Source organism: Streptomyces yamdrokensis, assembly GCF_053890455.1.
The window spans coordinates 1,555,549-1,578,807 of the sequence record NZ_CM132679.1 but is presented as its reverse complement, the minus strand read 5'-3'; the positions used below and the strand labels follow the sequence as shown (position 1 = coordinate 1,578,807).

Genomic DNA, 23,259 nt, shown 5'->3' with positions numbered 1-23,259 from the left:
GTCGAACGAGGAGCGATGCACAATGAGCCGGAGCGTCAGGACGAGGCCCGAGGGCAGTGGGCAGGCCCTGAGCGAGGCGTACGACACGGCGCTGCTCGATCTCGACGGTGTGGTGTACGCGGGCGGGAAGGCGATCGTCCACGCGGTTGCGTCGCTGGCCACGGCCCGCGCCGGGGGCATGAACCTGGCGTACGTGACGAACAACGCCCTGCGCACGCCGGACACCGTCGCCGCGCATCTGACGGAGCTGGGGATACCGGCGGAGGCCGGCGATGTGATCACGTCGGCGCAGGCGGTCGCGCGGCTGGTGAGTGAGCAGACGCCGCCGGGGGCCAGGGTGCTGGTGATCGGGGGAGAGGGCCTGCGGGTGGCGTTGAGCGAGCGCGGGCTGACGCTCGTGGAGTCGGCGGACGACGACCCGGCGGCGGTGGTGCAGGGGTACGGCGGACCCGACTTCCCGTGGGGGCGCTTCGGGGAGGCGAGTTACGCGATCGCGCGCGGAGTGCCGTGGTTCGCGTCCAACACGGATCTGACGATCCCCAGCGGCCGTGGCATCGCGCCGGGCAACGGGGCGGCGGTGGAGGTCGTACGGATCGCGACCGGCGCCGAGCCGCAGGTGGCGGGCAAGCCGCTGCCGCCGATGCACCGGGAGACGATCCTGCGGACGGGCGCCGAGCGCCCGCTGGTGGTGGGCGACCGGCTGGACACCGACATCGAGGGCGCGTTCAACGGCGGTGTCGACTCACTGCTGGTGCTCACGGGCGTGACCGACGGGGCGCGGCTGCTGGCCGCGCCGCCGCAGCACCGGCCGACCTTCGTCGACGCCGATCTGCGCGGCATGCTCACCGGGCAGCCTGAGGTCGTCGTGGTGGACGGTGGCGGGTTCCGGTGCGGTGGCTGGACGGCGACGGCGGCCGGCGAGCACCTGGAGCTGGACGGGGAGGGGCCGGCTGCGGACGGTCTGCGGGCGTTGTGCGCGGCGGCGTGGACAGCGGCGGGTGACGGCGTGTGCGAGCTGGACGGCGGGAAGGCGCTGGCGCGGCTGGATCTGTGAGGGGCGCCGGGTACCCGGAGGCGCCCGGAGGTCTGGGAAATCCGGGAATCGTGATCGAATAGGAGGGTAGGCTAACCTAACTGCGTGTTGGTCGAGAGTCCCCCTGAACAGCGCGCGGAGACTGCCCCCGCGCATCGGAACCGCCGGGCGTTGCTCCGTGTCATGGGGCTGCTCCTCTCCGCCGTGATCCTGGTGGCCGTCGCCCTGGCGAGTATCGCGATCGGGGCGAAGGACCTGTCCTTGCAACAGGTCTGGCACGGCCTGTTCGAGGATTCGGGCAGCTACGGCGACGCGGTCGTCGCCGACCGGTTGTCACGGACCGTCCTCGGCGCGCTCGCCGGTGCCGCGCTGGGCCTGGCGGGAGCGGTGCTCCAGGCGCTGACCCGTAATCCGCTGGCCGATCCGGGGCTGCTCGGCATCAACGCGGGCGCGTCCGCGGCGGTCGTCACGGCCATCACCTTCTTCGGCGTCACCTCGCTCTCCGGCTATGTGTGGTTCGCGTTCCTCGGAGCCGCGGCGGTCGGGGCACTGGTGTGGTTCCTCGGCGGCAGCCGGGGCGCGACCCCCGTGCGCCTGGTGCTCGCCGGCACCGCTATCACCGCCGCGCTGTTCGGCTATCTCCAAGCGGTCATGATCCTCGACGAGGCGGCCCTGGGCAGGATGCGCTTCTGGACGGTCGGATCGCTGTCCTCGGCGAACAGCGCGGTCATCCAGCAGGTGCTGCCGTTCCTGCTGGCCGGCTTCGTGCTGGCGCTGCTGCTCGCCCGGCCGCTGAACACCATGGCCATGGGTGACGACACCGCCAAGGCCCTCGGCGCCAACCTGAACCGCACGCGGGGGACGGCCATGCTCGCCGCGACCCTGTTGTGCGGGGCCGCGACGGCCGCCTGTGGGCCGATCGCCTTCGTCGGCCTGATGGTGCCGCACGTCGTGCGCTCGTTCACCGGACCCGACCTGCGCTGGATCCTGCCGTACGCGGCGGTCCTGTCGCCCGTGCTGCTGCTCGGCGCCGATGTCATCGGCCGCCTCCTGGCCCGGCCCGCGGAGCTCCAGGTCGGCATCGTCACCGCGATCATCGGCGGCCCGGTGTTCATCTATCTCGTACGACGGCGGAGGACGGCCCAGCTGTGAAGACCAACCGTGCTGTGCGCACCCCGGGCGGCCTCTCGCTCCGGGTGGACACGCGTGCCCTCGTCGTCGGTGTTCTGCTGCTGCTCGTGGCGCTCACCGCGAGCGTGGTGCTGATCGGCACCGGCGACTTCCCGATATCCGCCGCCGACGTGGTCCGGACCCTGCTGAGCGAGGGTGACCCCGGCCAGGAGTTCATCGTCACCGAACTGCGGCTGCCCCGGGTCCTGGTGGGGCTCCTCGTCGGCGCCTCGCTCGGTCTCGCCGGCGCGCTGTTCCAGTCCATCTCCCGCAATCCGCTGGGCAGCCCGGACGTCCTCGGCCTGGGCCAGGGTGCGACGGCCGGTGCGCTCGTGATGATCGTGCTGTTCTCCGGAACGGCCGACCAGGTCGCCCTCGGCGCCCTGGTCGGCGGACTGGTGACCGGGTTCGCCATCTATGTGCTCGCCTGGAAGCAGGGGGTGCACGGATACCGGCTGGTCCTGGTCGGTATCGGTGTCTCCGCGATCGTCACCGCGGTCAACGGCTATCTGCTCACCAAGTCCGACATCGTGGACGCGGCCCGGGCGGTCGTCTGGATGACCGGTTCACTCGACGGCCGCGACTGGGACCAGGTCTGGCCCCTGCTCGCGCTGTGCGTCCTTCTCGTACCGTTGGTTCTCGCCAACTCCCGCGGGCTCAGGATGACGGAGATGGGCGACGACGTGTCGTACGCCCTCGGGGTCCGGGTGGAGCGCGTACGGCTGGTGCTGATGCTGTCCGCGGTCCTGCTCACCGCGTCGGCGACGGCGGCCTCCGGGCCGGTCGGCTTCGTCGCGCTCACCGCGCCGCAGCTCGCCCGGCGTCTGACCCGCTCGCCCGGACCGAACCTCATGCCGTCGATGTGCATGGGCGCAGCCCTGCTGGTGAGTGCCGACTGGATCTCGCAGCGGGCCTTCGGTGCCGAACAGTTGCCCGTGGGCGTGGTCACCGGTGTGCTCGGCGGTGTCTACCTGCTCTGGCTGCTGGTCACCGAACGCAAGGCGGGCCGGATATGACGCGAACCGTCCACGGACCGACCGAGGGACCGGCCGACCCGCAGACCGGCGGGCTGAACAACCGAAGGAGCACCGTGAACCGACTGTCCGCCGAGGATGTCACCCTCGCCTACGACCAGCGGGTCATCGCCGAGCAGTTGTCGGTGGAGATACCGGACAACTCCTTCACCGTGATCGTCGGCCCGAACGCCTGCGGCAAGTCGACACTTCTGCGGGCGTTGTCGCGGATGCTGAAGCCCAGTCGGGGGCGGGTGCTGCTGGACGGTCAGGTCATCCAGTCGATGCCCGCGAAGAAGGTGGCCCGCACCCTCGGACTGCTGCCCCAGTCCTCGATCGCGCCCGACGGGATCACGGTCGCCGACCTGGTGGGGCGCGGCCGGTATCCGCATCAGGGCATCCTGCGCCAGTGGTCCACCGAGGACGAGCGGGTCGTCCAGGAGTCGATGGCCCGGACCGGCATCGCCGACCTGGGGGAACGCCATGTGGACGAACTCTCCGGCGGGCAGCGGCAGCGCGTGTGGATCGCCATGGCGCTCGCCCAGGAGACCCCGCTGCTGCTGCTCGACGAGCCGACGACCTACCTGGACATCCAGCACCAGATCGACGTACTGGACCTGTGCGCTGAACTGCACGAGGAGCAGGGCCGCACCCTCGTCGCCGTCCTGCACGACCTCAACCACGCCGCCCGGTACGCCACCCATCTCATCGCCCTGCGCGACGGGAAGATCATCGCGCAGGGCGCGCCGAAGGAGATCGTCACAGCCGGGCTGGTCGAGCAGGTCTTCGGCCTGAGCTGCCAGGTCATCGACGACCCCGAGACGGGTACGCCCCTGATCGTGCCGGCCGCCCGCAGGGCGCGGACCGCGGCGAAGCGGGACACGGGCAGGCAGGACCCGGGCAAGCAGGCCGCGGCCACGGTGGGAGCTAGAGAAGCTTCCTGAGATGGAACAGGTCGCGCAGACCGGCCTCCAGCCTCACCCGGCCCGACCCCCAGGCCCTGGCGAAGTGCAGTTCGCCGTCGACCAGGGCCAGCAGGTCGTCCCCCCGCATGGCGAGCCGGATCTGCGCCCGCTCGCGCGAAGGGCCCTCCAGCGTGTCGTGCACCTCGATCCGCCCGCCGGTGAGCCGGCCGGCGAAGGTCACGTCCAGGTCGGTGATGTGACAGCTGACCGAGCGGTCCATCGCCGCCGCCGTGCGGACGTCGCCCTCGGCACGCTGCATGGAGTCGGACAATTTGTCGAGTGCGGCACGGCACTCCTCGATCGTGGCCATCGCGGACGACGGTACCCCAACGGTTCGCGGTAGCGTCGGGGCATGAACGACGCAGTACCCCCGCCGGGGAGCGCGCCGCAGCCGCCCCCGCAGGCGGAGCACGCCGCACCGACGGCCCACGACGACGCCCTCCGGGCCGCCCCCGAGTACGCCCCCGCCGCCCCCGCGCCCCTGAACGTGCCCCGCACCCCCACCGGCAACGCCGAGGTGGACGCGCGGCTGGAGCGGCTGGCCGACGCCGACCACCTCACCACGGACGGCCATGCCGAGGTGTACGAAGATGTGCACCGGGGGCTGCGCGACGCGCTCGCCGCGCTCGACGCCCGCCCGGGGCCTCCGGGGCCCCCTCCTACTCCTACATACCGACAGGGGAGCTGAACCGAACGTGGCAGGAGTCGCACGCCGCCGTCTCGACGCGGAGCTGGTCCGCCGGAAGCTCGCCCGGTCGCGCGAGCACGCCGGCCAGCTGATCGCCGCCGGGCGGGTCAGTGTCGGCAGGACCGTCGCGACCAAGCCCGCCACCCAGGTGGAGACCGCCGCCGCGATCCTCGTCGCCGAGGACGCCGGCGATCCGGACTACGTGTCGCGCGGCGGCCACAAGCTCGCCGGCGCGTTCGAGGCGTTCGTGCCGCGAGGGCTGGTCGTCCAGGGGAGGCGGGCGCTGGACGCCGGTGCCTCGACCGGGGGTTTCACCGATGTCCTGCTCCGGGCCGGGGCCGCCCACGTGGTCGCCGTGGACGTCGGATACGGACAACTCGCCTGGTCTCTCCGCAACGATGAACGCGTCACCGTCAAAGACCGTACGAACGTAAGGGAGTTGACGCTTGAAGCAATCGATGGGGAACCTGTGGATCTTGTCGTGGGAGATCTGTCCTTCATCCCGCTCGGGCTGGTCCTGCCCGCCCTGAAGCGGTGCGTGCGGCCGGACGCCGATCTGGTGATGATGGTCAAGCCACAGTTCGAGGTGGGCAGGGAGCGGCTGGGCAGCGGCGGCGTCGTACGCAGCGCGCAGCTGCGCGCCGAGGCCGTGCGGGGAGTGGCAGCCAAGGCCTGGGAGCTGGGGCTGGGGGCGAAGGGAGTGACCGCGAGTCCGCTGCCCGGACCCTCGGGGAATGTCGAATACTTTCTGTGGCTGCGGGCGGGGGCTTTGGAACTGGACCCGGCCGACGTCGACCGTGCAGTGGCGGAGGGGCCGCGTTGACACCGAACCGAGCTCGTACTGTTTTCCTGCTCGCCCACACCGGCCGCCCCGCGGCCATCCGCAGCGCGGAGCTCGTGGTCAAAGGACTGCTGGCCTCCGGACTGGGGGTGCGGGTGCTGGAGGCCGAGGCGCGGGACCTGCCGCTGCCGGACGAGGTGGGGACCGTCAAGGAGGCCACCCCCGAGTGCCTCGACGACTGCGAACTGCTGATCGTGCTCGGCGGTGACGGCACGCTGCTGCGGGGCGCGGAGTTCGCCCGTGCCTCCGGTGTGCCGATGCTGGGCGTGAACCTCGGCAGCGTCGGCTTCCTCGCCGAGGCAGAGCGGGACGACCTCGACAAGGTCGTCGACCGGGTGGTGAGCAAGGCGTACGAGGTCGAGGAACGGATGACCGTCGACGTCGTCGTGCACAAGAACGGCACCATCGTGCACACGGACTGGGCGCTGAACGAGGCGGCCGTGCAGAAGGTGTCCGCCGAGCGGATGCTGGAGGTCGTGCTGGAGATCGACGGGCGGCCGGTGACCGGGTTCGGCTGCGACGGCATCGTGTGCGCCACCCCGACCGGATCGACCGCGTACGCGTTCTCCGCCGGCGGACCTGTCGTGTGGCCCGAGGTCGAGGCGCTGCTGATGGTGCCGATCAGCGCGCACGCCCTGTTCGCCAAGCCGCTGGTGACCTCGCCGGACTCGGTGCTCGCGGTGGAGATACTGCCGCACGTCCCGCCCGGCGTGCTGTGGTGCGACGGACGGCGGACCGTGGAACTGCCGGCCGGCGCGCGGGTGGAGGTCCGGCGCGGTGCCGTCCCGGTCCGGCTGGCCCGGCTGCATCACGCCTCGTTCACGGACCGGCTGGTGGCGAAGTTCGCGCTGCCGGTCTCGGGGTGGCGGGGAGCCCCGCACTAGCGCGCGTCCTCCTGCGGCCCGCCCGTGCCCGTCCCGGGGCACCGGGACGGGCCGCTGGACGTGGTCCCGCCCACGGGTGCACACCTGTCGCATTCCCGGACGGGCGGGGGTGGCGTCGGACAGCGCGAGGAAAACCTCGTAAGGTCTGGGACGTGTTGGAGGAGATGCGGATACGGTCGCTCGGAGTCATCGACGACGCCGTGGTCGAGCTGTCACCCGGCTTCACCGCCGTCACCGGTGAGACGGGCGCGGGCAAGACCATGGTGGTCACCAGCCTCGGGCTGTTGCTGGGTGGAAGGGCGGACGCGGCCCTGGTGCGGATCGGCGCCAGAAGCGCGGTCGTCGAGGGGCGGATCGCAGTGCCCGAGGGCGCCGCGGCCGCCGCACGCGCGGGGGAGGCCGGGGCCGAGCTCGACGACGGGGCGCTGCTGATCAGCCGTACCGTTTCCGCCGAGGGACGCTCCCGGGCCCACCTCGGCGGGCGGAGCGTGCCCGTCGGGCTGCTCGCCGAACTCGCCGACGAGCTGGTGGCCGTGCACGGGCAGACCGACCAGCAGGGGCTGCTGAAGCAGTCCCGGCAGCGGCAGGCGCTCGACCGGTACGCGGGGGACGCGGTCGCCGGACCGCTCGCCAGGTACACGGAGGCCTACAAGCGGCTGAGGGCCGTCGCCACGGAACTCGAGGAGATCACCACCCGCGCGCGTGAACGGGCCCAGGAGGCCGATCTGCTGCGCTTCGGGCTCGACGAGATCGCCGCCGTGGAGCCCCGCGCCGGGGAGGACGTGGAACTGGCCGAGGAGGCCGAGAGGCTCGGGCACGCCGAGGCCCTGGCGTCCGCCGCGTCCGTCGCGCACGCCGCTCTCGCCGGCAACCCGGAGGACCTCGAGGGCGTCGACGCGGGAACGCTCGTCGCGGGCGCCCAGCGGGCTCTGGAGGCCGTCCGGGCGCACGATCCGGAGCTGGCCGCGCTCACCGACCGGATCGGCGAGGTCGGCATCCTGCTGCGCGACGTCGCCGGGGACCTCGCCGGGTACGCGGACGACCTGGACGCCGATCCGCTGCGGCTGGCGGCGGTGGAGGAACGCCGGGCCGCGCTCACCGGGCTCATCCGCAAGTACGGCCCGGACATCGCCGCCGTGCTGGCCTGGGCCGAGGAGAGCGCCGCGCGCCTCACGGACCTGGAGGGCGACGACGAGCGGGTCGGGGAACTCACCGCCGAACGCGATCACCTGCGCTCCGAACTGGGCGGGCTGGCGCGGACGCTCTCCCAGGCGCGTACCGAGGCCGCGGAGCGCTTCGCGGCCGCCGTCACCGCGGAGCTGGCGTCCCTCGCCATGCCCCACGCGCGCGTGTCGTTCGACATCCGGCAGACCGAGGACCCGGACGGTGTCGAGGTCGGCGGGCGCACGGTCGCCCACGGGCCGTCGGGCGCCGACGAGGTCGAACTGCTGCTCGCCCCGCACCCCGGGGCACCGCCCCGGCCCATCGCCAAGGGCGCGTCCGGCGGTGAACTGTCGCGCGTGATGCTGGCCGTGGAGGTCGTGTTCGCCGGGACGGACCCGGTGCCGACGTACCTGTTCGACGAGGTCGACGCCGGTGTCGGCGGCAAGGCGGCCGTCGAGATCGGGCGGCGGCTCGCCAAACTGGCGAAGAGCGCCCAGGTCGTGGTCGTCACCCATCTGCCGCAGGTGGCCGCCTTCGCGGACCGGCAGTTGCTGGTGGCGAAGACGAGCGACGGGACGGTCACCCGGTCCGGTGTGAAGGTGCTCGAAGGAGAGGACCGGATCCGGGAACTGTCGCGGATGCTGGCCGGCCAGGAGGACTCGGAAACGGCCCGCGCCCACGCGGAGGAGCTCCTGGAGACAGCTCGCGCGGACGGCTGAAAGGCGGCTCAAGGGTGTCGGCGGCCGCCCGGTCGTCCACAGGGCTGTCGGCCGACAGGACGTACTGTGTCACTCGTGCGGGTGGCGTTTTTGTCCACTCCGCCGCGGGCGGCCGATCCGGTCGTTGCCGGGATTCCCTTGCTTCCTGGCATGCTTGACCGAGCACGCGTAGGAGACCGTGCGGTCCACCCTCTCCGCACGGTCCTTCTGTACGTTCTTCGGGACCACTCCACCCGAACCAGGAGCTCGGCCACGTGACCCCCGTGAGCAGCCACTCACCGCACGGCCGGTCGCCGCTGCGCACCGTGCAGGTGCTGGGCGGCGGGAACGCCGCGGCCGGCGCCCACGTGCGCTCGCTGGCCGCGGGGCTCGTCGCACGGGGCGTGCGGGTCACGGTGTGCGCCCCCATCGAGGCCGAGCACACCTACGACTTCACCGGCACCGGCGCCGACCATGTGCACGTGCCGCGCAGCAGCGACCCCGGCTCGGTGTCCGCGCTGCGGGCGGCGTGCGCGGACGCCGACCTGGTGCACGCGCACGGCCTGCACGCCTCCTTCCGGACCGTGCTCGCCCTCGGAGGGCGGCGCACCCCGCTGACCGTCACCTGGCACGACCGGCCACACGCCGACGGAGCCCGCGCGCACGTCCTGCGGCTGATGGAGCGGCGGGTCGTCAGGGCGGCCACCGTGGTGCTCGGAACCACCTCCGCCCTGGTCGACCGGGCACGCCGGAGAGGAGCGCGGGACGCACGGCTGGCGGCCGTCGCCTTCCCGGGGCCGCGGACCGCCCCGAAGAGGCGGGAACCGGACGGGTCGCGGCCCAAACTCCTGGCCGAACTCGGAGCCATCGGCCGCCCGTTGCTGATCGCCGTCGGTGCCCTCGAACGCGACCGCGGCCACCACACGCTGCTCGACGCCGCGCACGGATGGCGCCGCCTCGACCCCCAGCCGCTGGTCGCCGTCGCGGGGGAGGGGCCGCTGCGCGGTGAACTCCAGCGCCGGATCACGGACGAGGACCTGCCGGTCCGGCTCGTCGGACGGCGCGACGACGTCACCGAGCTGCTGGAGGCCGCCGACATCGCTCTGCTGCCGAGCCGGTGGGAGGGGCGCTCCGTCCTGGCCCAGCAGGCCCTCCACGCGCGCGTGCCACTCGTCGCGGCCGACACCGGCGGCATCCCCGAACTCGTCGGCGACGCCGCCGAACTCGTCCCGTACCGCAACGCGCGTGCCCTCGCCGACGCCGTCGTACGGCTGCTCGGCGACCCCGGACGTCAGGACGAACTCCGGTCCAAGGGCGCCCGGCAGGCGGCCGGATGGCCGACGGAGGACGAGGCGGTGGCCCAGATCCTGAGCGTCTACGACGAGTTGACGCAGCCACGACCGCTGACCTGACCCGACCTGATCGGATCTGACGAGCCGAAACCGCCGGCGCGGGCCCGAACACGGACCCGCGCCCGACAGGCTCAGCCCCCGTACGCCCCCGAGGCCGTCAGACGCAGGGCGGTGTCGATGAGGGGGACGTGGCTGAAGGCCTGCGGGAAGTTACCGACCTGGCGCTGCCCGACCGCGTCCCACTCCTCGGCGAGCAGGCCCAGGTCGTTGCGCAGCGAGAGCAGCTTCTCGAACAGCCTGCGGGCCTCGTCCACCCGGCCGATCATCGCCAGGTCGTCGGCCATCCAGAACGAGCAGGCGAGGAACGCGCCCTCGTCGCCCGGCAGCCCGTCGACGCCTTCGTCCGCGCCCTCCGTCGGATAGCGCAGGATGAAGCCGTCCGACGTGGACAGCTCGCGCTGGATCGCCTCGATGGTGCCGATCACCCGCTTGTCGTCCGGCGGCAGGAAACCCATCTGCGGGATCAGCAGCAGCGAGGCGTCCAGCTCCTTCGAGCCGTACGACTGCGTGAACGTGTTGCGTTCCTTGTCGTAGCCCTTCTCGCACACGTCCCGGTGGATGTCGTCGCGCAGCCCCTTCCACTGCTCCAGGGGGCCGTCCGCGTCACCGGACTCGATGAGCTTGATGGTGCGGTCGACGGCGACCCACGCCATCACCTTGGAGTGCACGAAGTGGCGGCGCGGGCCGCGGACCTCCCAGATGCCCTCGTCCGGCTCCTGCCAGTGCTTCTCCAGGTAGCGGATCAGTTTCAGCTGGAGCAGGGACGCGTAGTCGTTGCGGGCCAGGCCCGTCATGTGGGCCAGGTGCAGGGCCTCGGTGACCTCGCCGTACACATCCAGCTGGAGCTGGTGCGCCGCGCCGTTGCCCACCCGGACGGGGGCCGAGTTCTCGTAGCCGGGAAGCCAGTCCAGCTCCGCCTCGCCGAGCTCGCGCTCACCGGCGATGCCGTACATGATCTGCAGGTTCTCCGGGTCGCCCGCCACCGCGCGCAGCAGCCACTCGCGCCAGGCGCGGGCCTCCTCGCGATAGCCGGTGCGCAGCAGCGAGGACAGGGTGATCGCCGCGTCCCGCAGCCATGTGTAGCGGTAGTCCCAGTTGCGGACGCCGCCGATGTCCTCCGGCAGGGAGGTGGTGGGCGCGGCGACGATGCCGCCGGTCGGGGCGTAGGTGAGGGCCTTCAGCGTGATCAGGGAGCGGACCACGGCCTCGCGGTAGGGGCCGTGGTACGTACAGTGCTCCACCCACTCCCGCCAGAAGTCCTCCGTCGCCTCCAGCGACTGCTCCGGCTCCGGCAGCGCCGGCGGTTCCTTGTGCGAGGGCTGCCACGACACCGTGAACGCGATCCGGTCGCCCGGTGCCACCGTGAAGTCGGAGTAGGTCGTCAGCGACTTGCCGTACGTGTCGACGGATGTGTCGAACCACACGGAGTCCGGGCCCGCGACGGCGACCGTGCGCCCCTCGTGCTTGTGCACCCACGGCACCACCCGGCCGTAGGAGAAACGCATCCGGAGGGCGGAGCGCATCGGCACGCGGCCCGAGACGCCCTCCACGATGCGGATGAGCTGCGGCGCGCCGTCGCGCGGGGGCATGAAGTCGGTCACCCGGACCGTGCCGCGTCCGGTGTCCCACTCGGACTCCAGGACCAGCGAGTCACCGCGGTAGCCGCGCCGGGTCGCGGCCGGCGGCGGGTCGTCGGAGGCGTGCGCCGGACCGATCCGCCAGAAGCCGTGATCTTCGGTGCCCAACAGGCCGGCGAAGATGGCGTGCGAGTCGAAGCGGGGCAGGCACAGCCAGTCGACTGTGCCGTCCCGGCAGACCAGGGCAGCGGTCTGCATGTCTCCGATGAGTGCGTAGTCTTCGATGCGCCCGGCCACGTGCAACTCCAGTCGAACGGCCACGTCACCCCACAAGGGGGTTGTCGCTGGTGCGGTTAAGGGGTTGGTCAGATACGTAATGCGTCGTTGAGCGATGAAGCAAAGCAGTCACTCAGCCACGAATGCAAAGCGCCCATTGTTGTTCAACGAACTGACGAGCTTGCGTTGTTCCGGTGTGACGGGCTGGGGTGGTGCCGTTCGGCCGGCCGGGCTCGGCAGCGGGTGTCCGAGCAGGATACGACGCACGTAGACGGTCTGTGTGCCGCTCCGGGCAACGCGCACCCGCCGAACGGGTGAGCAAGGGGTGAGAGACATGTAACAGGTCACGGACGTGTGCCCGCGCATGTGCGGAGCGTGCCCGGACGGCATTGTCCCGCGGCGCTGATACGCTGGTAGCCCGTGGACCGGTGGGCTCCTTCTTTGGAGGGGAAATCCGAAAAGGGCACCCCCGAACCGCAGCGACGGCGTCGTCGGAGTTTTCCGGCAGGCAGCCGCCCCGCACCCCCAGACCGCGACCACGGGAGCCCCCTCTTGGCCATGCCAAAATCCACGACGACCAAGCACATCTTCGTCACCGGGGGTGTCGCCTCCTCACTCGGCAAGGGGTTGACGGCCTCCAGCCTCGGCATGCTGCTCAAGGCCCGCGGTCTGCGCGTCGTCATGCAGAAGCTCGACCCGTACCTCAACGTCGACCCCGGCACGATGAACCCCTTCCAGCACGGTGAGGTCTTCGTCACAAACGACGGCGCCGAAACCGACCTGGACATCGGGCACTACGAGCGCTTCCTCGACCGCGACCTGGACGGCTCCGCCAACGTCACCACGGGCCAGGTCTACTCCACCGTGATCGCCAAGGAGCGGCGCGGCGAGTACCTGGGCGACACCGTGCAGGTCATCCCGCACATCACCAACGAGATCAAGCACCGCATCCGCCGCATGGCGACGGACGAGGTCGACGTCGTGATCACCGAGGTCGGCGGCACGGTCGGCGACATCGAGTCGCTGCCGTTCCTGGAGACCGTCCGCCAGGTGCGGCACGAGGTCGGCCGCGACAACGTGTTCGTCGTCCACATCTCGCTCCTGCCCTACATCGGCCCCTCGGGTGAACTGAAGACGAAGCCCACCCAGCACTCGGTTGCGGCGCTGCGCAACATCGGTATCCAGCCGGACGCGATCGTGCTGCGCTGCGACCGCGAGGTGCCGACCGCGATCAAGCGGAAGATCTCGCTGATGTGCGACGTCGACGAGGCCGCCGTGGTCGCCTGTCCCGACGCCCGCTCGATCTACGACATCCCGAAGGTCGTGCACACCGAGGGCCTGGACGCCTACGTCGTGCGCAAGCTGGACCTGCCCTTCCGGGACGTGGACTGGACGACCTGGGACGACCTGCTGGACCGGGTCCACAACCCCGACCACGAGATCAGCCTCGCCCTGGTCGGCAAGTACATCGACCTGCCCGACGCCTACCTCTCGGTCATCGAGGCGCTGCGCGCGGGCGGCTTCGCCAACCGGGCCCGGGTGAAGATCAAGTGGGTCACCTCCGACGACTGCAAGACCGCGGCCGGTGCCCAGGCGCAGCTCGGTGACGTCGATGCCATCTGCATCCCCGGCGGCTTCGGGGACCGCGGGGTGCTCGGCAAGGTCGGCGCGATCCGCTACGCGCGCGAGAACCGGATTCCTCTGCTCGGTCTCTGTCTCGGCCTGCAGTGCATCGTGATCGACGCGGCCCGCAACCTGGCGGACATCTCCGACGCCAACTCCACCGAGTTCGACCCGGCCACCTCCCACCCGGTCATCTCCACCATGGCCGAACAGCTCGACATCGTCGCCGGTGACGGCGACATGGGCGGCACGATGCGGCTCGGCATGTACCCGGCCAAGCTGGCCGAGGGCTCGATCGTGCGCGAGGTGTACGACGGCAAGGAGTACGTCGAGGAGCGTCACCGGCACCGCTACGAGGTGAACAACGCCTACCGCGCGGAGCTGGAGAAGAAGGCCGGCATCGTCTTCTCCGGCACCTCCCCGGACGGCAAGCTCGTCGAGTACGTCGAGTACCCGCGCGAGGTCCACCCGTACCTGGTCGCGACCCAGGCGCACCCGGAGCTGCGCTCGCGTCCGACGCGTCCGCACCCGCTGTTCGCGGGCCTCGTCAAGGCCGCGGTCGAGCGGAAGATCTCGAAGTAGCACACCGGTTGTACGGTGGCCGGGGCGCGAAACCCCCAATCGGGGCGCGCCCCGGCCACCGCCGCACGCCGGTACACCTGCACGTCTGGGAAGGACCGCAATGACCGGAACGACCATCAAGGACATCCCGGAGGAGTGGGAGGTCCGGGCGACCAGGACGCCCTTCGTCGGCAACAAGACCTCCGTGCGCACCGACGACGTGGTCATGCCCGACGGGACCGTGGTCCACCGCGACTACCAGGTCCACCCCGGGTCCGTCGCCGTCCTCGCCCTCGACGACGCCGACCGCGTCCTGGTGCTGCGCCAGTACCGCCACCCCGTGCGCCACAAGCTGTGGGAGATCCCGGCCGGCCTGCTCGACGTCCCCGGCGAGAACCCGCTGCACGCCGCCCAGCGGGAGCTGTACGAGGAGGCGCACGTCAAGGCCGAGGACTGGCGGGTGCTGACCGACGTCTACACCACCGCCGGCGGCTGCGACGAGGCCGTACGGATCTTCCTGGCCCGGGGTCTGTCCGAGGCAGCGGGAGACCGCTTCGAGGTCGAGGACGAAGAGGCGGACATGGAACTGGCCCGGGTGCCCGTCGCGGACCTGGTCCGCGGGGTGCTGGCCGGTGAACTGCACAACAACTGCCTGGTGGTGGGCGTACTTTCGCTCGTCGCCGCGCGGGACCGGGACGGGCTCGACACGCTGCGTCCGGCCGAGGCGCCGTGGCCTGCCCGCCCCTTCGACGCCTGAACCACCCCGGCCCCCAGGACACCTCTGGCGATGTGACCATCGGCTGATCCGATCGAGGGACGCATCCGCCGTGCTCCACACGGAACGTAGCAGAGCGTGAACTAGGCTCTGAAAAACGCCCGATCCGGAGTCCCGGCGGGCTTGCGCGTGCGGTGGGACGGGAGCGTGGCCCGTGACGGATCAGGCGGTGGACACGGACGGTGTGCGGCTCTCCCCGGACGTTGCCACGGAGGCCCTGTTCCTGGGCCGCACGCGGGAGTTGAAGGAACTCCGGGCCGACATCGAGCGCGCCGGACTCGACACCCTCTCCGGCCGCAAGGCCCCCCGCGCCCGTGTGCTGCTCATCGCCGGCCGGCCCGGATCCGGCCGGACGACACTCGGTGAGGAACTCGTCCGCCAGGTCGCCGACCGCTACCCCGACGGGGTGCTGCGCGCCCGGCTCAGCGAGACCGACGGCACGCGCGTGCCCGTCGAGCGCTCCGCACGGGAGCTGCTCGACGCGCTCGAGGCGCCCGCCCCGGCCGGCGCCGCCGAGGACGATCTCGCCGAGGCGCTGCGGACCGCCCTGGCCGGCCGCCGGACGCTGCTCCTGCTGGACGACGCGGCCGACGCCGAGCAGGTCGACGCCCTGCTGCCGGACAACCCCGAGTGCCTGGTGGTCGCCATCTCACAAGGCCCGCTGACCGGCATCCGTGACGTCCGCCCCTGCACCCTCGGCGGACTCGACACCAAGTCCGCCGTGGAACTGCTGTCCCGCATCGCCGGCTCGGTCCGCATCACCGTCGACCCGCGGGCCGCGGAGGACCTGGCCGAGCAGTGCCAGGGGGAGCCCGCCGCCCTGGTCCTGGCCGGCGGCTGGCTCGCCGCCCGGCCCAAGGCCGCCGTCGCCGACCTCGCCCGGCACCTGCACGCCGGGGCGGACCAGGGCACCGCGACCGCCCGCACCCTCCGGCTGGTCCACGACGCGCTGCCCGCCGGCGCCGCCCGGATACTGCGTCTGCTGAGCCTCGCCCCGGCCGGCCTGGCCGACCCGCACACCGCCTCCGCGCTCGCCGGCTGCACGGTGAGCAGCGCGCGCACCACCCTGGACGACTTCGTCTCCGTGGGCCTGCTGCACCCCGTGGGAACCTCGCTGCCGCAGTACGAGGTGCCCGGCTGCCTGTACCCCCTGCTCAAGCGCCTCGCCGGGACCCACGAACGGCCCGGGGAGCTCCAGCTGGCCCGCGCCCGCATGCTGGAGCGGACCGTGCGGCTGCTCCAGTCGTGCAGGGCCATCACCGAGACCGACAGTCCCCAGGCACGCGAGAAGCTCCTCGAAACACCGCGTTCCCTGCGCTTTTCCAGCCCCCGCGACGCCGCCGACTGGCTGCGCGTCCGCCGGCCCGCCCTGCTGGCCTCGGCCCGCCTCGCGGTCGCCGACGGGACGCTGGACACCCTGGCCCGCCGCCTGATGTCCCAGCTGGTGCGGGCCATGGTGGCCCACTTCGGCACCCAGGCCTCCGCCGGCGATCTCTACGGCATCCACCACCTGGTCCTCGATGTGGCCGAGCGCCGGAGACTGCCCCGTGAACAGGCCGCGGCCCTGTTGAACCTCGGCGACCTCGACGCCCGTACCGGCCGCACGGCCGACGCGCTGGCGCGGTACCGGGCCGCGCTGGACGCCGGCCGAGCGGCGAACGATCCCTACGCGACCGGCCGCGCGACGGAATCCGTGGGAGGCGCCCATCTGGAGCTCGGTGACTTCGACCGGGCCGCCGACTGGTTCGGCCGGGCCCTGGCCGAGCGGCTCGCCCGGGGCGAGCGCGCGGACGCCGCCCGCCTGTACGGCCGGATCGCCGCCGCCCACACCTATGCCGGCCGCTACGGCGAGGCGCTGCGCAACTGGCGGGCGGCGGTCGCCGGGTACCGGAAGAACGGCGATCTGGCCGCCCAGGCGCGGGCGTTGAGCGAACTGGCCCGGGTCCAGGAGTACGCCGGCCGCCCCGAGGATTCGCTGCGTACCTGCCGGGAGGCGGTGGAGTGGGCCCGGCGGGCCGAGGACACCCGGCTGCAGGCCGCGCTGCACCTGCGGCTCGCCGACACCTTCGGCCATCTCGGCGACCCCGAGTCGGCCGCGCTGCACCGGAGCTCGGCGGAGCGGATGCTGGAAGAAGAGGCCCAGGAGCCCGGAACCAACTCGAAACACTCGGGCGACACCTACGAAATCCGCAGCTCCTCTGTAGAAGATTGATGCTTTGTAAGGCTGTACAGCGGGAACACCTTCATTAAGATGGCCTTGCCGCACCATCTTCTGCGGTCTCTCCCGGTGTGCACGCGTGTGCCCGGGTATGCGTAGGAATACCTCATACCCTCCGAACCAAGGACCGTGATCGACGTGAAGGTCGGCATCCCCCGCGAAGTCAAGAACAACGAGTTCCGAGTGGCCATCACCCCGGCCGGCGTGCACGAGCTGGTGCGCCACGGCCATCAGGTCGTCGTCGAGCGCGGCGCCGGCCTGGGCTCCTCGATCCCGGACGGCGAGTACATCGCCGCGGGCGGGCAGATACTGGACACCGCCGACGAGGTGTGGGCCGCCGCCGACCTGCTGCTGAAGGTCAAGGAGCCCGTCGCCGAGGAGTACCACCGGCTGCGCAAGGACCAGACGCTCTTCACCTATCTGCACCTGGCCGCCTCCAGGGAGTGCACGGACGCCCTCCTGGCCTCCGGCACCACCGCCATCGCCTACGAGACCGTCGAGCTGCCCGGCCGCGCGCTGCCGCTGCTCGCTCCCATGTCCGAGGTCGCGGGCCGGCTGTCCGCCCAGGTCGGCGCCTACCACCTGATGCGGGCCGGCGGCGGCCGCGGTGTGCTGCCCGGTGGTGTCCCCGGCGTGCCGGCCGGCCGTGCCGTCGTCATCGGCGGCGGCGTCTCCGGCTGGAGCGCCGCGCAGATCGCCGTCGGTATGGGTTTCCACGTGACCCTGCTCGACAAGGACATCAACAAGCTCCGGGAGGCGGACCGGGTCTTCGGCACGAAGATCCAGACCGTCGTCTCCAACGCCTTCGAGCTGGAGAAGGCCTGCCTCGAGGCCGACCTCGTCATCGGCGCGGTGCTGATCCCCGGCGCCAAGGCGCCGAAGCTGGTCACCAACGACCTCGTCTCGCGGATGAAGAGCGGGAGTGTCCTTGTCGACATCGCGATCGACCAGGGCGGCTGCTTCGAGGACTCCCACCCGACCACGCACGCCGAGCCGATCTTCACGGTCCACGAATCGGTCTTCTACTGCGTCGCCAACATGCCCGGCGCCGTGCCCAACACCTCCACCTACGCGCTCACCAACGCCACGCTGCCGTACGTGGTCGAACTCGCGAACCGCGGCTGGACGGAGGCGCTGCGCCGCGACCCCGCCCTCGCCAAGGGCCTCAACACGCATGACGGCAAGGTCGTCTACCAGGAGGTCGCCGAAGCGCACGGCCTGGACCACGCCGAACTCGCCGGGCTGCTCGGCTGAACCGGCCGCGCCACCCGGCCGACCTGACGCCCGGAAGTGCCTTCCGGGCGTCAAGTCGACCAAGTCACCGCTCATCAAAGGCGATACGTCAACTTCGTTCGTCAACGTCGCGCATCCGGACCCGTCTTGCCCGTCGGGCACGACGAGATGTGTGTATGGTCACTTCACGAATCCGGGGCAACTCGCCTCGAACGTCGCCCTTCCGCCGATTCGCACACCGGTGAAACCTGCCGTACGACGGTCGTACGCCCTTGACAGAGGGATGTTTCATTGTCGACACATCGAGCCGGGTCCGGCGGATTGTGTTGCTGCGGACCGCCGACACGCCATAGAGTCGCCAACCGTCGGCATGATGCCACGCTGACCTGTCTAGAAGTTTCCTGGTCGCCAAGGAGGTAAGACGACTTGTGAATGAGTCGACATTTACTCCCGGGGGTGGTCACCCAGGAATGACTGCACGGGACCGGGGTTCCGCGGGGCTCGCTCCTGTCGGCTCCGTCGCCGTGCGCACCTTCGCATCCCATCAGATCCAGCAGGCGACTCCCACTGCACACCAGAGCATGGATGGCCATCACGTGAACGCCATGGCCGGCGACGGAAGTGGCGCGCCCCACAGCCAACTCGCCGACTACGACGAACTGCCCGAGGGGCACTTCTACGATCCCGACGCCGAGTACGAGCCGGATCCCGAGTACGCGGCCACCCTCGCGCCCGACGCGGCCCGCCAGCGCCGTGAGCGCGTCGGCCCGACCGGACGCCCGCTGCCGTACTTCCCCATCCCGGGCCCGCTGACCGACCACGGCCCCGCGAAGATCATCGCGATGTGCAACCAGAAGGGCGGCGTCGGCAAGACCACGTCGACCATCAACCTGGGTGCCGCGCTCGCGGAGTACGGACGCCGGGTGCTGCTCGTCGACTTCGATCCGCAGGGCGCGCTGTCGGTCGGACTCGGCGTCAACCCGATGGAACTCGATCTCACCGTCTACAACCTGCTCATGGAGCGGGGCATGGCGGCCGACGAGGTGCTGCTGAAGACGGCGGTCCCCAACATGGACCTGCTGCCCAGCAACATCGACCTGTCGGCGGCCGAGGTCCAGCTGGTCTCCGAGGTCGCCCGCGAGTCGACCCTGCAGCGCGCGCTGAAGCCGCTCATGGACGACTACGACTACATCGTGATCGACTGCCAGCCCTCGCTCGGCCTGCTCACGGTCAACGCGCTGACGGCCGCGCACAAGGTGATCGTGCCGTTGGAGTGCGAGTTCTTCGCGCTGCGCGGTGTGGCCCTGCTGACCGAGACCATCGAAAAGGTCCAGGAGCGGCTCAACCCCGAGCTGGAGCTCGACGGGATCCTCGCCACGATGTACGACTCGCGCACGGTGCACAGCCGTGAGGTGCTCGCGCGGGTCGTCGAGGCCTTCGACGATCACGTCTACCACACGGTCATCGGGCGTACGGTCCGCTTCCCGGAGACCACCGTCGCCGGTGAGCCGATCACCACGTACGCGTCCAACTCCGTCGGTGCCGCCGCCTATCGCCAGCTTGCCAGGGAGGTGCTCGCCCGGTGTCACGCCGAGTGAGTCTGCCGGGGGCCGACGAACTCTTCCGTACGACAGGGGGGATGGCGCTCCAGGCGTCCACGCCCAGGCGCCAGGCGGGCGGTGAGGCGCGGGTCCCCGCTCCCGCGGGGGAGGGCGACGCGGCCGCGGCCCAGGAGGACACTCCGCAGTCGGTGCCCGCACAGGGCGGTGACGGAGAGGGCGCCGAGCACGTCGCCACGGACGCGGAGCCGGCCGAAACGGGCGAGTCCCGCAGCCGCGCCGCGCCGGAACGCTCCGGGCGACGCCAGGGGGCGCCGGAGGGGCCGGCCGCGGAGGCGGCCCCACGCAAGCGCGGAAGGGCGGCGGCCCGACGGCCCAGCGGCCGCGAGCGGCACGACGAGAAGATCACGGTGTACGTGTCCGCCGAGGAGCTCATGGACCTCGAGCACGCCCGTCTGGTACTCCGGGGCGAGCACGGACTGGCCGTCGACCGGGGCAGGATCGTCCGCGAGGCGGTCGCCGTGGTCCTCGCCGACCTGGAGGCCCGCGGGGACGCCAGCATCCTCGTGCGACGCCTGCGTGGACGGTAGCGGTAGCCTGCGGAGGCCATGACCTCGAACGACACCCCCGCCACCGGCCGCGGCCCGCAGTCCGGCCGCCGTCGCGCGCTGGGGCGGGGACCGGGCGCGGCGCCGCCTGTCCCGCAGCCCGCGGACGTGGGGGCGGAGACGGACACCGAGGAGACCGCCTCCGCCGAGGGGGAAGCGGCGGCCGGTACCGAGCGTGCGGCCCCGCCCCCCGCTGCGGTCCGGGCTCCGGCCGCCGCACGGACTTCGGCTCCCGCACCGGCAGACCGGGACGACCTACCGGGTCCCGACGCCGGCCCGGTACCCGGGACGGCACCTGTGGTGGACCCCGCCGGGGCGGCCGACAAGGTCGCAGAGCCCGGGGCGGTTGAGGAGGCCGAAGAAGAGGACGACGGCCGGTTCAAGGTCCGGTTGTCGAACTTCGAAGGGCCTTTCGACCTGCTGCTCCAGCTGATCTCGAAGCACAAACTGGACGTCACCGAGGTAGCGCTGTCCAAGGTGACCGACGAGTTCATGGCGTACATCCGGGCACTGGGACCGGACTGGGACCTGGACGAGACGACCGAGTTCCTGGTCGTCGCGGCCACGCTGCTCGATCTCAAGGCGGCCCGCCTGCTGCCCGCCGCCGAGGTGGAGGACGAGGCCGACCTCGCCCTGCTGGAGGCCCGGGACCTGCTGTTCGCCCGCCTGCTCCAGTACCGCGCGTACAAGCGGATCGCGGAGATCCTCAGCCGGCGGCTGGACGAGGAGGCCCGGCGCTACCCCCGTACCGTGGGACTCGAGCCGCAGCACGCCGAGCTGCTGCCCGAGGTCGTCATCAGCATCGGCGCGGAGGGGTTCGCGAAGCTCGCCGTCAAGGCGATGCGGCCCAGGCCCGAGCCGCAGGTGTACGTCGACCACATCCACGCACCGCTGGTCAGCGTCCAGGAGCAGGCCGGGATCGTGGTCGCGCGGCTGAGGGAGCTCGGCGCGGCCAGTTTCCGCACCCTGACCGAGGACACGGACGACACGCTGACCGTCGTCGCCCGGTTCCTCGCGCTCCTGGAGCTGTACCGGGAGAGGGCCGTCGCCCTAGACCAGGAGACCGCGCTCGGCGAGCTGACCGTGCGCTGGACCGGCGGTGAGGAGGACGCCGCACCCATGGTCACCGACGAGTTCGACCGCCCGCCCGAGCCTCAGAAGGAGAAAGGGACGAGCAGGACGTGAGTGAGGACACAGCCGATGTTCCCGCGGGGCCGCGCACCGTCGCGGACCTCGACCTCGGGCCCGCGCTGGAGGCGGTTCTCATGGTCGTGGACGAACCCGCGACCGAGGAGCACCTGGCGAGGATCCTGGAGCGACCCAAGCGGCAGGTCACGGACGCGCTCCGCGCGCTGGCCGACGAGTACACCGTCCAGGGCCGCGGTTTCGAGCTGCGGCTCGTCGCCGGCGGCTGGCGCTTCTACAGCCGTCCCGAGTACGCCGCGGCCGTCGAGGGCTTCGTCCTGGACGGCCAGCAGGCCCGGCTCACCCAGGCCGCCCTGGAGACCCTCGCCGTGGTCGCCTACCGTCAGCCGGTCAGCCGCGGCAGGGTCTCCGCAGTGCGCGGAGTGAACTGCGACGGGGTCATGCGCACCCTGCTGCAGCGCGGTCTCGTCGAGGAGGCGGGCACGGAACCCGAAACAGGTGCGATCCTGTACACGACGACGAACCACTTCCTGGAGCGGATGGGCCTGCGCGGTCTGGACGAGCTCCCGGAGCTCGCGCCCTTCCTCCCCGAGGCGGAGGCGATCGAGGCCGAGACCCAGGAAGCCGTACCGTCGTTCGATCCGGACGCCCCGGACCCGGACGACGGTCCATCCGACGAACATGCCTGAAACGACAACGACGGAAATGTGATGCGAAGCAGCGGCAGCGGCAGCGGCAAGAGCGGTGGACGCGGTAACCCCCGCGGTTCCGGCGGCAACAGGGACCAGAAGCAGGGGCAGGGCCGCCCCCGCAAGCCCCGCCCGGAGGAGCGCCGCTACGACGTGGGGCCCGGGGCGACCAAGGAGGGCCCGAAGTCCGGCCGTACCGGCGCCAAGCCGTCCGGCGGCTCCTCCCAGGGCGCCCGGTCCGGGCAGAAGGGCGGCGGGGGCCGTACCGCTCCCGGCCGCTCGCGCGAGTACGAGACGCGGATCGAGGAGCGCAACCGCGACCGGTACGCGGAGAAGAAGGACGTCGGGCCCCCGAAGACCTTCCCGGGCGCCGAGCAGGAGGGCGAGCGGCTGCAGAAGGTCCTCGCCCGCGCGGGGTACGGTTCCCGGCGAGCCTGCGAGGAGCTGATCGAGCAGGCGCGGGTCGAGATCAACGGCGAGATCGTGCTGGAGCAGGGCCGCCGGGTCGACCCCGAGAAGGACGAGGTCAAGGTGGACGGGCTGACCGTCGCCACCCAGTCCTACCAGTTCTTCTCGCTGAACAAGCCCGCCGGTGTCGTCTCCACGATGGAGGACCCCGAGGGGCGGCAGTGCCTCGGCGACTACGTCACCAACCGTGAGACCCGGCTGTTCCACGTCGGCCGGCTCGACACCGAGACCGAGGGCGTCATCCTGCTCACCAACCACGGTGAGCTGGCGCACCGGCTGACCCACCCGCGGTACGGGGTGAAGAAGACCTACCTCGCACACATCGTCGGTCCGGTCCCGCGCGACCTGGGCAAGCGGCTGAAGGACGGCATCCAGCTGGAGGACGGTTACGCGCGCGCGGACCACTTCCGCATCGTGGAGCAGACCGGCAAGAACTACCTCGTCGAGGTGACCCTGCACGAGGGCCGCAAGCACATCGTGCGCCGCATGCTCGCCGAGGCGGGCTTCCCGGTCGACAAGCTGGTGCGCACCGGCTTCGGGCCGATCACCCTGGGCGACCAGAAGTCGGGCTGGCTGCGGCGGCTTTCGAACACCGAGGTCGGCATGCTGATGCAGGAAGTCGAGCTCTGAGGCGCAGGGGCTGAGGCCCGGGGCTTGT

General features: G+C 71.5%; 20 protein-coding genes. 18 read left to right on the top strand and 2 right to left on the bottom strand.

The genetic code is table 11. The annotated features are described in order from the left end of the window. The first annotated feature begins 22 nt into the window (after positions 1-22). From ACWZEH_RS06405 to ACWZEH_RS06390, 4 genes are all read left to right on the top strand, one after another. Entirely contained in the window at positions 23-1,054 is a 1,032-nt protein-coding gene (locus ACWZEH_RS06405) for an HAD-IIA family hydrolase (protein ID WP_456196405.1), read from the top strand. An 84-nt stretch (positions 1,055-1,138) separates the two neighbouring features. Beyond that, complete coding sequence (locus ACWZEH_RS06400) at positions 1,139-2,185, top strand: FecCD family ABC transporter permease (RefSeq protein ID WP_456196404.1); 1,047 nt, start codon at positions 1,139-1,141, stop codon at positions 2,183-2,185. Further along, positions 2,182-3,219 (top strand): FecCD family ABC transporter permease, encoded by a 1,038-nt coding sequence (locus tag ACWZEH_RS06395; RefSeq protein WP_456196402.1) that lies wholly within the window; start codon positions 2,182-2,184, stop codon positions 3,217-3,219. The genes ACWZEH_RS06400 and ACWZEH_RS06395 overlap by 4 nt, the downstream gene beginning before the upstream one ends. Beyond that, on the top strand, positions 3,216-4,160 hold the full coding sequence (locus ACWZEH_RS06390; protein WP_456196401.1) for an ABC transporter ATP-binding protein: 945 nt from the start codon (positions 3,216-3,218) through the stop codon (positions 4,158-4,160). The genes ACWZEH_RS06395 and ACWZEH_RS06390 overlap by 4 nt, the downstream gene beginning before the upstream one ends. Here the strand turns inward: ACWZEH_RS06390 and ACWZEH_RS06385 are convergent. Then, on the bottom strand, positions 4,144-4,491 hold the full coding sequence (locus ACWZEH_RS06385; protein WP_456196399.1) for a sterol-binding protein: 348 nt from the start codon (positions 4,489-4,491) through the stop codon (positions 4,144-4,146). The two genes, ACWZEH_RS06390 and ACWZEH_RS06385, sit on opposite strands and share 17 nt — an antisense overlap. Positions 4,492-4,533: 42 nt before the next feature. Between ACWZEH_RS06385 and ACWZEH_RS06380 the strand changes: the two genes are divergently transcribed. From ACWZEH_RS06380 to ACWZEH_RS06360, 5 genes are all read left to right on the top strand, one after another. Then, positions 4,534-4,869 (top strand): hypothetical protein, encoded by a 336-nt coding sequence (locus ACWZEH_RS06380; RefSeq protein WP_456196398.1) that lies wholly within the window; start codon positions 4,534-4,536, stop codon positions 4,867-4,869. A gap of 7 nt (positions 4,870-4,876) precedes the next feature. After that, positions 4,877-5,692 (top strand): TlyA family RNA methyltransferase, encoded by an 816-nt coding sequence (locus tag ACWZEH_RS06375; RefSeq protein ID WP_456196396.1) that lies wholly within the window; start codon positions 4,877-4,879, stop codon positions 5,690-5,692. Further along, entirely contained in the window at positions 5,689-6,594 is a 906-nt protein-coding gene (locus tag ACWZEH_RS06370; RefSeq protein ID WP_456196395.1) for an NAD kinase, read from the top strand. The genes ACWZEH_RS06375 and ACWZEH_RS06370 overlap by 4 nt, the downstream gene beginning before the upstream one ends. A 164-nt stretch (positions 6,595-6,758) precedes the next feature. Beyond that, entirely contained in the window at positions 6,759-8,477 is a 1,719-nt protein-coding gene (gene recN / locus ACWZEH_RS06365; RefSeq protein WP_456196393.1) for a DNA repair protein RecN, read from the top strand. 254 nt (positions 8,478-8,731) lie between these two features. Beyond that, positions 8,732-9,868 (top strand): glycosyltransferase family 4 protein, encoded by a 1,137-nt coding sequence (locus tag ACWZEH_RS06360; protein ID WP_456196391.1) that lies wholly within the window; start codon positions 8,732-8,734, stop codon positions 9,866-9,868. Between the two features lie 71 nt (positions 9,869-9,939). Here ACWZEH_RS06360 and ACWZEH_RS06355 read toward each other — a convergent pair whose 3' ends face one another. Then, the gene (locus ACWZEH_RS06355) at positions 9,940-11,742 is read right to left on the bottom strand and encodes a glycoside hydrolase family 15 protein (protein WP_456199471.1); all 1,803 of its coding nucleotides are present in this window, start codon (positions 11,740-11,742) and stop codon (positions 9,940-9,942) included. A gap of 537 nt (positions 11,743-12,279) precedes the next feature. On the opposite strand from ACWZEH_RS06355, the gene ACWZEH_RS06350 reads away from it, so the two are divergent. The 9 genes from ACWZEH_RS06350 to ACWZEH_RS06310 all read left to right on the top strand — a co-directional run bounded on the left by ACWZEH_RS06350 (position 12,280) and on the right by ACWZEH_RS06310 (position 23,231). Further along, positions 12,280-13,926 carry a CTP synthase gene (locus tag ACWZEH_RS06350; protein ID WP_456199469.1) on the top strand — a complete coding sequence of 549 codons (1,647 nt, stop codon included), beginning with the start codon at positions 12,280-12,282 and terminating at the stop codon, positions 13,924-13,926. A gap of 100 nt (positions 13,927-14,026) precedes the next feature. Continuing rightward, a complete protein-coding gene (locus tag ACWZEH_RS06345) occupies positions 14,027-14,662 on the top strand; it encodes an NUDIX domain-containing protein (protein WP_456196389.1) in 636 nt (211 codons plus the stop codon). 172 nt (positions 14,663-14,834) lie between these two features. Beyond that, a complete protein-coding gene (locus ACWZEH_RS06340; RefSeq protein ID WP_456196387.1) occupies positions 14,835-16,892 on the top strand; it encodes a tetratricopeptide repeat protein in 2,058 nt (685 codons plus the stop codon). Between the two features lie 135 nt (positions 16,893-17,027). After that, the gene (gene ald, locus ACWZEH_RS06335) at positions 17,028-18,152 is read left to right on the top strand and encodes an alanine dehydrogenase (protein ID WP_456196385.1); all 1,125 of its coding nucleotides are present in this window, start codon (positions 17,028-17,030) and stop codon (positions 18,150-18,152) included. Between the two features lie 449 nt (positions 18,153-18,601). Then, entirely contained in the window at positions 18,602-19,729 is a 1,128-nt protein-coding gene (locus ACWZEH_RS06330; protein WP_456196383.1) for a ParA family protein, read from the top strand. Then, positions 19,714-20,280 carry a hypothetical protein gene (locus ACWZEH_RS06325; protein WP_456196381.1) on the top strand — a complete coding sequence of 189 codons (567 nt, stop codon included), beginning with the start codon at positions 19,714-19,716 and terminating at the stop codon, positions 20,278-20,280. Before ACWZEH_RS06330 ends, ACWZEH_RS06325 begins: the two co-directional genes overlap by 16 nt. Positions 20,281-20,298: 18 nt before the next feature. Next, a complete protein-coding gene (locus tag ACWZEH_RS06320; protein WP_456196379.1) occupies positions 20,299-21,483 on the top strand; it encodes a segregation and condensation protein A in 1,185 nt (394 codons plus the stop codon). Then, positions 21,480-22,133: an SMC-Scp complex subunit ScpB gene (gene scpB, locus ACWZEH_RS06315; RefSeq protein ID WP_456196377.1), complete on the top strand. Its 654-nt coding sequence runs from the start codon at positions 21,480-21,482 to the stop codon at positions 22,131-22,133. The genes ACWZEH_RS06320 and scpB overlap by 4 nt, the downstream gene beginning before the upstream one ends. Positions 22,134-22,154: 21 nt before the next feature. Next, on the top strand, positions 22,155-23,231 hold the full coding sequence (locus ACWZEH_RS06310) for a pseudouridine synthase (RefSeq protein WP_456196376.1): 1,077 nt from the start codon (positions 22,155-22,157) through the stop codon (positions 23,229-23,231). The last annotated feature ends 28 nt before the right edge of the window (positions 23,232-23,259 follow it).